4 protein-coding genes are annotated in these 12,530 nt (G+C 64.7%); 1 reads left to right on the top strand and 3 read right to left on the bottom strand.

Going from position 1 to position 12,530, the window contains the following annotated elements; translation table 11 throughout:
* Nucleotides 1-34: 34 nt before the first annotated feature.
* Nucleotides 35-1,021: a LacI family DNA-binding transcriptional regulator gene (locus ABD188_RS18835; RefSeq protein WP_344066015.1), complete on the bottom strand. Its 987-nt coding sequence runs from the start codon at nucleotides 1,019-1,021 to the stop codon at nucleotides 35-37.
* Between the two features lie 469 nt (nucleotides 1,022-1,490).
* Here ABD188_RS18835 and ABD188_RS18830 point away from each other — a divergent pair, with 469 nt between their 5' ends.
* A complete protein-coding gene (locus tag ABD188_RS18830) occupies nucleotides 1,491-10,337 on the top strand; it encodes an OmpL47-type beta-barrel domain-containing protein (RefSeq protein ID WP_344066013.1) in 8,847 nt (2,948 codons plus the stop codon).
* A gap of 282 nt (nucleotides 10,338-10,619) precedes the next feature.
* On the opposite strand, the gene ABD188_RS18825 is transcribed toward ABD188_RS18830, so the two are convergent.
* Together ABD188_RS18825 and ABD188_RS18820 are read right to left on the bottom strand one after the other, a co-directional pair.
* Nucleotides 10,620-11,276, bottom strand: a complete 657-nt coding sequence (locus ABD188_RS18825) for a dienelactone hydrolase family protein (protein ID WP_344066011.1) — start codon at nucleotides 11,274-11,276, stop codon at nucleotides 10,620-10,622.
* Between the two features lie 578 nt (nucleotides 11,277-11,854).
* Nucleotides 11,855-12,529 carry a rhamnogalacturonan acetylesterase gene (locus tag ABD188_RS18820; protein ID WP_344066008.1) on the bottom strand — a complete coding sequence of 225 codons (675 nt, stop codon included), beginning with the start codon at nucleotides 12,527-12,529 and terminating at the stop codon, nucleotides 11,855-11,857.
* Nucleotide 12,530 lies beyond the last annotated feature (1 nt).

Below are 12,530 nucleotides of genomic sequence, written 5' to 3'. Positions count from 1 at the left end.
TGCGCCCGCCGCCGATCATGATCTCGGGTTCTCGTCAGGGTCGATCATTGGGTGCGACCGTGACCGAATCGCGCCAGATCACTGTGTTTAGGGGGCGAGGAAGGGGAGTTGTCGGCTGCTCGCCGCGCAGAGACGCGATCAGCCGCGACATCGCGAGCTCTCCCAGGGAGGCATGATCGACTCGAACACTCGTGAGCGCGGGCGGCATGAATGCACCGACACTATTGTCATCCCACCCCGAAACACTTAATCGGGTCGGCACCCGCCATCCGCGCAGCGCGGCTCCCGCGATCGCGCCCGCGGCCAACTCGTCATTGCCAGCGACGACTGCAGTGATAAGGGAGTCGGCCGGCAGCTGGAGGACGACGTCCCGCGCATAGGCCCCATCCCAAGGACCGATTGACATACCCGCTGACACCAATCCCAGCTCTTCGATGGCTGCAGCGAAAGCCCGACGTCGAGCATTCGACGCGGGGTTCTGTTCGGGGCCTCCGATGTGCAGGAAGTGGCGGTGACCGAGTTCGGCCATCCTTCGAACAATCTGGGCGATCGGCGTCGCTTCTAGAAAGGGGCCGATTCCGTTGAGGTTGTCGTCGTAGAAGGCGGCTACCTCCACCGTTCCGTGGGCACGAAGGCTATCCATCCCATCCAAGTCGGCTAGTGAGAGAACCCCCTCTACAAGACCGCCGGCTATCAGGTCGAGGACCCGGGCCGCCCTCTCCGCTGCACCTCCCTCGACGCTGAGGATCTCCAGCTGGTAGCCCCACCGATGAGCTTCCGCCGTCGCGCTCGCGAGGACTTTCGCCGGGCTATACGGCATCGGGTGCCCCGGCATCACGAGTGCGAGCATGCCGGTTCGCGGTGTTCTCATCGAGCGCGCTAGCAGGTTCGGGTGGTACTCAAGCGTGTTGATCGCTTCCTTCACGGCCGCATGAGTTCGAGGCTTCAACGTCTCGGGTACATGAAGGTATCTCGACACCGTCTGGTGGGAGACGCCGGCGAGCTTAGCCACATCCTTCATGGTTGGACGTCTTGACTTGTGCACCTCGTCCTCCAATGAGCTTTTCTCCAGACCGCGCCGTACTTGTTCATGACGAACACCATCCTCGGGCGGTCGTCTCGCAGCGCGAGCTAAGTGAACGATCTTTCGACTCTAATCATAGGGAAACTCATTCCACAGGCACGTGAGGACTCGAAAGTTAACGATAATTTTCTTGACCTGATTCGCGCGTTATCGATACGATCGCCGCACGGGTCGGGGTCCCGGGGTGCCGAGACGGCACCTGATCATCCGATGGAGGACTAGATCAATGAGTAAGTGCGCATCTCGCGAACCAGCCACGCTCTCAGCGCAACTTGCGCCAGAGGCAGCGAATCGCTTTCGGTGGCTCAGGTGGTGGCGGGAACTCGCGGCAGTCGTCGCGATCGCGCTGGTCGCGTGCGCAGTGCCGGGTCCCGCGCAAGCCCTTCCCACGGCCAAGCTTGTGACCGTGCCCCTAGCATCGCCGGTCGCCGCGACGAATCTCTCGTTTGAGCAGGGCCTCACTGGCTGGACACCCAAGGGCACGGTCTCGGCCCTCTCCGATGGGCACGCCCAAGACGGGTCCGGTTACGTGCGACTCGCGGCAGGAGCATCCATCACCCAGACCGTCACGGGCATACCGCAGGGCAGCTACACCCTCGCAGCATGGGTGGACGGGTCCAAGAGCAACAACGCCGCCGCGCTCACAGCATCCGCCACCGGCGCGCCGGACGCCATTGCACTTCTCGACGTCTACCTCCCCGGAAACGCAACCTGGGCCCAGGCCGCGCACCGGAATGTGCTCGTCTACAACGGACAGGTGACCGTCACGATCACGGCCGGTACCGCAGCCCTGAACGTCGACGCACTCACGCTGACGCTCGACTCGCAGGATGAGAACCCACTGCAGAACTGGGGTTTCGACACGGGCCTCACCGGCTGGACGGCGAACGACGGCGCGAAAGTCACCCCGATCACAGAAGGCGCGGACAGCGGTGCCGGTGCAGTGCAACTGGCCGCAGGCGGAGAAGTCGGACAGACCGTCCCGGTCGAGCCGAACACTCGCTATATCGTCAGCGCACGCACGAAGGTGCAACGAGCAGATACGTACACCAGTACCGCGCAGACCGACCAATTCGGCTCGATCGGCACGCTCGTCACGCGCATGAGTACCGGCAACAGGGTCAACATCGGTATCCGAGGAGCCGGGGGTGCTGTGCTCCGCCAGGCGCCGGCCGGATCCGACGGTTGGTCTCTGGTGACCGCAAGCTTTACGACCGGCTCAAACGACCATCAGGTCACGATCTACGCCAACACCATCGCAGACCAGGCGTATCGAGACTCTGTCGGAGTGTTCACAGACTCGTCAGTAGCGCCTGCAGACGACTGGTCCGGGAACGGCTCGGACAACGCCTGGGTGGATAACTTCGATATCTTCAGCCTCGACGATTCCTACCTCCGCGGCGCGGACGTTTCCAACCTCCAGGTGCTGGAAGACAACGAAGGCAAGTTCTTCGTCAACGGCGTTCAGCAGGACGCTCTGCGGATCCTCTCCAACCGTGGCGTGAACTCGATCACGAGCATGATCTTCGTACATGCCGGTCAAGTGTTGTACGACGCAAGCCTGAACCGCGTCAAGGTGACCGACGGGATCCCCGGGGGTGGTGCGTACCCTGACACCGATAAACGATCCTGGGACGGCTACTTCGACAAGCTCCACTCCGCCGCGCTGGCAGAGCGGGCACACGAACTGGGTCTCAGCTACCTGCCGAGCTTTCACCTCAGCGACTCGTTCATCAGCAGCAGCAAGGCTTTTACCCCTCTGGAGTGGATCAAACAGGCATACGACGGCAAACTGGCGAACTCTGATCTCGCCCACATCCGATCTGCGGTCTACAACTACGTGACCGACACGCTCACAGCCATCAGGGCTACGGGTGTCGAGATCGTGGGCGTGAAGCAGGGCAACGAACAGAACGGTGGCCTGGTCTGGCCAATTGGGCAGGGGGAAACCTCAACCGGGCACGCGGCGATCATCACCGCCATCAACGACGCACTCAGAGCCGTGACCCCGGAAGTACCCGGATACGCCCATACCGCCAACGGATACTCCACGACCGCGGCACAGAGCTTCTTCAAGGGCCTTATCAACAACGGAGCCAAGATCGACGGCGCCTCTTTCTCGTTGTACGGTGGCCGGGCCAGCGCAAACATCCTCAACATGGCTGAGACGATCAACGGCGATCCAGCGCTCCGCTACCTTGACTACGTGAACGTCGAGACCGCTGTTTCGTTCACGAACTACAAGGCCACTTGGGCTTCTGACAATGTCATCACCCCGGAAGCTCAGTACTACGCGCGGAGCGTCAACGGTCAGTACAACTGGCTCCTCGACTATATGCAGGCTCCGTTCGACGTTCCCAACCCGTACGGCCAAACACGCGGCTTCTATTATTGGGAGATCGACTGGATCCCCGTCAGCGGAATCGGATCGAAGCAAGGCGTCCCCGCGGATGTCAGCACCCGGACGATGTTCAACAACGGCAATCCCGCCGTCATCGCGGCGGGATCTGCTCAGCCAGGCAAGTCAGGCGATGCGCTAGACAGCCTCAATGCCTATCTCATGCGCGGCACGGTCAAGAGCAAGCCTGCGAGTATGCAGACACCTCTGAATGAGCCTGGGGTTCACGCGCCCTACGCTGTCGCAGCAACGCCCCCAACGGGGATCACGCTCATCGACGGGACCATCGACCTCACCGTCGGCGATCGTCAGCGCCTCCAACCGGTGGTCTCTCCGACGGACCAGGTCCTCACGGATTCGGATGTTACCTACTCATCGGCCGACAAGTCCGTCGCGACCGTCAGTCGGTATGGGTACGTCGTGGGTATCGCTTCTGGAACGACGACGGTGACCGCAACCGATGCGAGCGGCAATGTGGCAACCGCGAGCGTAACTGTGTCGGCGCCGTTCAAAGCTGCGCAGGGAGACCTCACTGTGACCAGTGGCACGACCACGCTCACCGACGGTCAGACTCTGACAGTCAAAGCACTCGACACATTGCAGCTGACATCGACCTTGGCGACCTCCGCAAGTGATCGGATGCTGACTTTCACGTCGTCGGATCCCTCGGTCGCATCTTTCTTCGGGGAGACGTGGCAGACCCCGAAGGGCAAGCTGCGCGCCTACTCCGGCACCGGGAACACCGTTCAATTGAACGTACGAGACGCCGGGTCCACCGACCTCAAGATCGCTACGGCAGACGGTGGCACGAGCATCACGGTGCACGTGGTTTCTACCAAAGTGGCGGTCACAGGGATCACCCTTGACAAGCCGAATGCGGCAGTGGCCATCGGTGCAACGGCCTCCCTCGGAGCGCACATCGTGCCCTCGACCGCCACGCTTTACAGGCTCACGTGGTCCTCCGCGAACCCCCTCGTTGCGAAAGTTGATGCGTCCGGCGTCGTGACGGGCGTTGCCGACGGCCAGACGACGATCACCGCGGTCTCGCAGGACAATCCTGCGGTGTCCACGACAGCCACCGTGACGGTCAGCGGCGTCAAGGCGACCAGCCTCACATTCGTCTCTTCCGACATCCGACTGCAGACGGGGTCGACGCGCGGGCTGCAAGCGGTCGTCCTACCCGCCGATGCGGATGGAGCGCTGACCTGGGCGTCGTCAACCCCCGCAGTCGCGACGGTCGACGCACACGGGAAGGTGACCGCTGTCGCGGCCGGAACCACGGACATCACCGCCACGACGACAGACGGCAGCGCGTTGACCGCGACTGCACGAGTGACGGTTACGGATGCCGCGCAACTTGTCACAGGGCTCGTGCTCGATGCGACAACGCACGTATTCCGGTCCGACTTCTTCGCGGACGAACCTGTCGGCTCGGCGCCTACCCGGACGTTTGCCCTCACTGTCCAGCCCGCAGCGGCAACGAACGCCGACATCGTGTGGAGGTCCGACACGCCGGACGTCGCCACGGTGGACGCGACCGGCAAGGTCACTGCCGTGTCGGCCGGCGTCGCGAGGATCACGGCAGCGACTCGCGACGGCGGTGTCGCGACGCACGCGGATGTCTATGTACCGACGCTCAGCGAGACCTTCGAGTCCCGTGGCACGACATATACGTGGGGTTTGACGCAGGCTGCATCCGTTCCGGTCATGACGGCTCGAGTCACAACTGGAAACGGGGGCAAAGCACTGGTCCTCACTTCCCGCAGCGGCACAGGAGCGAGCGCGCTCCAGAAAGTGCTCGCGCATCCTGTGACGAGCTCGAAGATCGTCACGGACTTCACCTACAACGTCGGGACGCCGGGGTCAGCGAATGGAGCGTACCTCGCTCTCACTGACAGCGCAGGAAATCGCTACCTGACCCTCCGATATGTCAACAAGGCCGAGATCGCCTACGGCACTGGCGGGCAGCTCACCGCGGCGAACTCCACGGCTCTTGTCGGCGGCATGGCGAATGTCGGCACCGGATTCGCGACCACAGCCGCGTGGTACCGAGTGCACGCCGAAATCGACACGGGTATGAAGGAAGTCACATTCACATTGACCGCACGTGACAACGCGAGTGTCACAGCGACCCGCACCGTGCCCTTCGATCCCAACACGGACTACGCCGGTGATCTCGGTCGCTTCCAGTTCTGGACGACGGGAAGCGGAAGCGGCACCTGGTTCCCTGCGCTGGACGATGTGGTCGTCTACGGCACAGCAGCTGAGGCCAAGAAGGTCGAGGTAGACAAGACGACGATTCGCCTGCTGCCTGTGACCGACACCCTCGCTGTGAGCCACCGGCTCACCGCGTCAGTGGTGCCCGCGACCGCGTCGCAGGAATTGACCTGGACGTCCTCTGACGAGGATGCCGTGAAAGTTACTGACAATGGTCTCGTCTATGCCGCGCATACATATGACTCATTGGGCGATGTCGTGCCTGCCGAAGCCGACATCACGGTGGCCTCGAAGTCGAACCCGACGGTCAAGGCCGTCGTTCACGTGATCGTCACGGATACGCCTCACGCTTCTGAACAGTTCGCCGTGGTCGATGACGACGGTGCGACGGTATTTCCGAACGACGACTCGATTTCGCTCGAATCGAGCGAGGAGAAGAACCTCATTGCGAAGCCCACGGGCGGTGACGGGCTGTCAGACATCGCCAATGTCGAATGGTCTTCCTCCGACCCAACGGTTGCCACAGTGACTGCGTCGGTGGACTCGCCCGCAACCGCTGAGGTGCATGGTGTGAAGCGCGGCTCGGCCTACATCACGGTGAAGCTCTGGGTCTACGGCGATCCCACGCCCATCAGTGCGCGCATGCGTGTCGACGTCGACGGCGGAGGTTTCCCGCCCGCAGCCATCGAGGTGCCGCAGGTGAAGGTCACGGGTCAGGACGTACAAGTCTCTTGGACTGCCCCCGATGATGGCGATGACCCGATTACCGGTTACGAGATCACGCTCACGCCGCAGTCGGGGCCGCCGCTGCAGAAGTCAGTCGACGGTTCGATTACGTCGGTGATCTTCCAGGACGCCCCGGGCGGAAGCTGGACGGCAAGAGTGAAGGCCACGAACTCGCTCGGCACGTCGGAATCGCCCGCAACGGCGCCGTTCTTGGTCGACACCACCGATCCGGTGGTCGTGGCGACGGTGAGTCCCGCGAGTCCGACCGGTCTGGCGGGCTGGTATACCGGCGCTGTCAGCGTTGCGCTCGCCGCGACGGATGACTCCGAGATCGATTCGATCGAGTACCGGATCGGAGCGGCAGGCGCGTGGACGGTGTACGAGGGTCCCGTCGCTGCGCCGCAGGGTGCATCGTTGTTCGGTTACCGGGCGACGGATACTGCGGGCAACGTGTCGGCGGTGCAGTCGGTGTCGGTGCAGCGCGACACGGTCGCGCCGGCGGCGTCGGCAGTGTTCGATGACGCAGACGGCACGACCGAGGGCCCGGTGGCGGTGACGCTGTCGGCGACGGATGCCGCTTCCGGCGTCGACACGATCTCCTACTCCGTCGACGGCGGCTCCTGGCTCACCTACTCCGGACCCGTGTCGGTTGCCGGTGCGGGCGAGCATGAGGTGTCGTACCGCGCGATCGACATCGCCGGCAACGCGGGTCAGGTGGAGTCCGCGTCGGTCACGATCGTGGCTGCGGACACCACCGCCCCGGTGGTCGTCGCGAAGGTGAACCCCGCGAACCCGACCGGCGATGCCGGTTGGTACACCGGCACGGTCTCGCTCACGCTGTCGGCGACGGACGACCGGTCGGGTGTCGCGTCTGTTCAGTACAGGATCGGTTCCGGCGACTGGGCGACCTATACCGCCCCGATCGTGCTCGACGAGGGCTCGACGACGGTTTCGTACCGGGCGACGGATGGGAAGGGCAATGTGTCCGACCCGGAGTCGGTCACGGTCAAGCGTGACGGCACTGCTCCGGTCACGGCTGCGACGTTCGATGATGATTCGGGTGCGTCGACGGGTCCGGTTGCGGTGACGCTGTCGGCGACGGATGCCGGCTCGGGTGTCGGGTCGATCGTCTACAGCCTGGATGGTGGCGCGTGGACGACCTACACGACCCCGGTGTCGGTGTCTGGTGCGGGAACCCACACGATCGCGTACGAGGCGGTGGATGTGGCGGGGAATGTGTCGGCCGTGAAGTCGGCGACGATCCAGATCGCGGTCGCCGACACGGAGGCGCCGGTCGTCACCGCGGCGACGGCACCGGCCGCACCGTCCGGCCAGAACGGCTGGTACACGGGTGCGGTCTCGGTGAGCCTGTCGGCTGTCGACGAGCGCAGCGCGGTGGCGTCGATCGAATACCGCCTCAGTGGGGGTGCGTGGACGACCTATACGACCGCGATCGTGGTCCCGGAGGGAGCGGTGGAGGTCGAGTACCGTGCCACCGACGCGAAGGGCAACGTCTCCGCTCCGGAGACGGTCACCGTGAAGCGGGATGCCACGGCGCCGGTCTCGGTCGCGTCGTTCGATGACCAGGACGGTCAGGCGACCGGACCGGTGGAGGTCACGCTGAGCTCCACGGACGGTGGCTCGGGAGTGCAGGGCATCTCGTACTCCGTCAACGGTGGAGCGAACACACCGTACACGGGTGCGTTCGAGGTGGCCGCGAACGCGACCATCACTTTCGCCGGCACGGATAAGGCGGGCAACGTGGAGCAGGCGAAGTCGGCCACCGTCACGTTCGCTCCGGTCGATTCCACACCTCCGGTGGTGAACGGCACCACTACGCCGGGGACCCCGAATGGTGCGAACGGCTGGTTCACCTCCCCGGTGACGCTGACGCTCACGGCGACGGACACCCAGTCCGGGATCGAGGCCATCACGTACCGTGCCGGGTCGGGTGCGTTCACGACGTACTCGGGTCCGATCGCGGTGCCGGTCGGCACCACGGTCTACACGTTCCGGGCAGCGGACGGGAAGGGCAACGTGTCGGGCTTCAAGACCATCACGGTCAAGCGCGATGAGGACGCCCCGGCGGCGACATCCACCGCCGCCGCAGTCAACACCACCTCGTCGAAGGTCACCCTGGCCGCGACGGACGCGGTGTCGGGTGTCGCATCGATCACCTACCGGGTCGATTCGGGCAGCTGGAAGACCTACACGGCACCGTTCACGATCACCGGCGCGGGCGTCCACACGGTCGAGTACTCGGCGACGGATACGGCGGGCAACGCCGGTGCAGTGAAGACCAGTCAGGTCCTCGTCGGGCCCGACACTTCGGCGCCGCTGCTGAGCGTGGCCACGACCCCGGTGTCGCCGAACGGCGCGAACGGGTGGTTCACCGGCACGGTCACGGTCGCCGCGACCGCGACGGACGTCTCCGGTGTCGCGAGGACCGAGTACCGGATCGGCACGGGAGCGTGGACGGTCTACACGGCGCCGATCAGTGCACCGGCGGGGACCACGACGTACGGGTTCCGGTCCACGGACACCAAGGGCAACGTGTCGGCGATCAAGACGATCACGGTCAAGCGCGACACCACCGCCCCCGTCACCACCGCCACGTTCAACGATCTCGACGGGGCCAGCTCCGCGCCGGTGAAGGTGACGCTGACCCGCACCGACACCCCCTCGGGCGTTGGTTCCACCTGGTATCAGGTCGATGGCGGGACGTGGACGCAGTACTCCGCCGCGTTCTATGTCGATGGCGCCGGAGACCGGGTCGTCACGTTCGCAAGCACCGACCTGGCCGGTAACACCGAGGCGGTCAAGACGGTGACGGTGCGGATCGCATCGCCCGACACCACCGCACCGGTGCTCTCCGTGACCACCACCCCGGACGCTCCGACCGGGCTGAACTCCTGGTTCACCGGGACGGTGTCGCTGAAGGCGACCGCGACCGACCCGACCGTGCCCGGCGCTGCGACATCCGGTCTGAAGTCGGTGGCGTACAAGATCGGGACGGGAACGTGGACGGTCTACACCGCACCGCTGACCGCACCATCGGGGACCACGACGTACTCGTTCCGGGCCACCGACAAGGCCGGCAACATCGCGGCCACCCAGACGGTCGTGATCAAACGTGACATCGTCGTACCGGTCGCCACCGCGTCGTTCACGAACGGTGGGGTGGGCACCGTCCCGGTCACGTTGACCGCGACGGACGCGACATCCGGTGTCGGGCAGATCGTCTACTCGCTGGACCAGGGCCCCTGGATCACCTACACCGGTGCGATCCCGGTGACCGGGGCAGGAAGTCACAGCCTGTACTACAGCGCGATCGACAACGCTGGGAACACCTCGGCGACCAAGACCGCGACGATCACCGTGGTCGCGCCCGACACCACCGGGCCGACGGTGTCCGCGGTGATCAGCCCCGCCGCGCCGACCGGAAGCAACGGCTGGTACAAGGGCACCGCAGCGGTGACTCTCGCGATCACCGCGACGGACCCGTCGGGGGTCGCGTCCCGTGAGTATCAGGTCAACGGGGGAGCGTGGAAGCCGTACACGGTCGCGATCTCGGTGCCGGCGGGACAGATCACCTGGACCTATCGGGCGACCGATATCAAGGGCAACGTGTCCCAGGTGAAAACGATCGTGACCAAACGCGACACCGCCTCACCGGTTACGGCGGCGGCGTTCACGAACAGTCAGGTCGGCACGGTACCGGTCACCCTGACCGCCACCGACCCCGTATCCGGCGTCGGCGTGATTAAGTACAGCCTCGACCAGGGCGCCTGGACCACCTACGCCGGACCCGTTCCAGTCACCGGCAAGGGAACCCACACCCTGAGCTACACCGCGACCGACAACGCCGGCAATACATCGGCTGCGAAGAGCGCGAGCATCACCGTCAAATAGCACGCAGCGCCCGACAGGCCGCCGACCTCACCCCGAAGGTCGGCGGCCTGGCGGCGTCGGGGCAGCCACGGCATCGAGGCTGGGCGACGGCCGCAGCCGCATCATGCAATTCGGCGTGCGAGGTTGCACCTCAGGGCAACGCAACATCGCTGTGATGCCTCGTGTGGAGTAGCCCTCGCGCAGTCTCGCCAGTAACCTCCGTCCCACTGTCCAAATTACTCAAGGCGTCCCCATCACCGGCACCAGCCGCACCTGCTCAGCCAAGAGGTCTCAGCAGGTTCGTCAGCGCGGCGACTCGTTCAGCCAGGTAAGGAACGCGCGCTGCGTGCTGGCATCGAACGAGTGAGTCGCGTTCGCCCAGTGCGCTCGGTACTGCTCCGCCGCCTGAGACGTCGCATACCGCCGGCTGATGATGTCGTGCGCGGCGCGCATGCCCGTCAGCGGAAACAGGGCATCCCGCTCGGCATAGCCGACGAACAGAGGGCGGGGTGCCCGTGCGGCGGCGATCTCCGGCCAATCCGCGACGCGTCCGATCCCGGGACTCATCATCGTCCAACTGTGAGCATGGAGGTATCCGTCCAGGATGCCGTCAAACGTCGACATCATCGCCATCACTCCCGTCGCGCGGATGCTGTCGCTCAAGGCTGATGCCAGCACAGCGCGTGCGCCACCGCCGGAGAATCCAACGACTGCTACGCCGCCCTTCGCCGTTGCGGGATGCTGGGCGAGCACCGAGGTGGCGATGAGATCGTCTCGTGCAATCACCCCGGCCCAGGAAGTGCCGAGAACCCCGAGCGTCTTGGCCATGATGTCCTCGTGCGGGGCGGCGTGCACGTCGTACTCGGTAGCCTCGCCGACCGCATGGCCAGCAGCGAGATGCTCCTTCAGCTCGAGGCTGGCGATGTGCTCGCTGCGCTCCGGCATGTAATCCACCGGCACGCGCCGACTTCCCCAGCCGAACGCATCGTGGACCAATACTGCATGGCCCGCTCGTGCGAAATCGTTCGCCACAGCTCGGCCTGAGTAGCATTCGGCCCGGAACGCCACGACCGGCGCGGGGACGGGGTGGTGACGGTCAGCCACCTTCTCCTTCCCGTACCGCTTCATGCCGCCATGGCAATGGAGGACGACCAGGCCGGGGAGTGGCCCCGTTTCACCGACGGGGCGCAGCAGCCAGCCATCTGTAGCCGACCCGAACCCGGTGGACCAACGCAGAGCGACACCTTCCACGCCATCTTTGTGCCATGACCCGGTTTCCTCGATCGCAGTCTCCGGGGGAACCTCCGGCATCCCCAGCACGTCGGCGAGCAGCCCTGGGATTTCGACGGCGTTTCGCGACGAGAAGGGTCGCCGTCTCGTCAAGGCCTCCAGCCCCTCGATGCCCCGAAGATCGCGCTTCACTTGATTGGACACGAGGTCACCCTCTCTCGACTAGTCTGACGTGGGCCAAGCATGATCAGGGACCGGGTCCGGTGTCGATCATCCTGAATCCTGAGTCCGGGCACGAAGCCTCAGTATCAGCTGATGAGCGACGGGCCAAGTGCAGGCAGGTTGCCGTCCCGCCGCTCGATCGCGCCGAGCGATCCTCCTACGAATGCGGCTATCCGGCGCGCACCGTGGAGCCGGAAGTGCGTGTCGTCGACCAGACCATCAGGCCACGCCGCTGTCTCTCGCGGCGCATAATGTGAAAACAAGCTGGCCGAGGCCGCGACTCCCAAGTCTTCATACAGCCACGTCGTGAACGCGGTCAGATCTACGAGTGGGGTATTGATCTCATCCGCAAGGTCTCGCACGGCGTTGGGATAGTCGCCGTGGGAGGGCGTGATGCGATCGCCATCAAAATGGCGGCGTTCGCACGATGTGCACAGGACCGCTGTAGCCCCACGGGCTCGAGTCTCATCAACGAATTTGCGCAACCGTGCCGTGTACCCGCCGCGAGCATCCAACACCCCCGGCACTTTCTGATCGTTGTGTCCGAACTGGATGACCACTGTGTCGCGCGGCTCGACCTCCTCGATCAGCACCGCCCATGATCCTGAGGTGACGAAGGATTCGGTCGTCGCCCCGCCGAACGCCAGATTGCGCACTGGACCAGAAACGAACTCAGCGAGGCACTCACCCCAGCCGGTCATCGGCTCCTCCTCGGGCTTCATCGGTGCCACCGTCGAGTCGCCTGCGAGGTGATAGGTCACT

This window comes from Microbacterium pumilum (assembly GCF_039530225.1).
Lineage (GTDB): Bacteria > Actinomycetota > Actinomycetes > Actinomycetales > Microbacteriaceae > Microbacterium > Microbacterium pumilum.
Note: the sequence above shows the minus strand (reverse complement) of the source record. Positions and strands in the feature narration are given on the sequence as shown.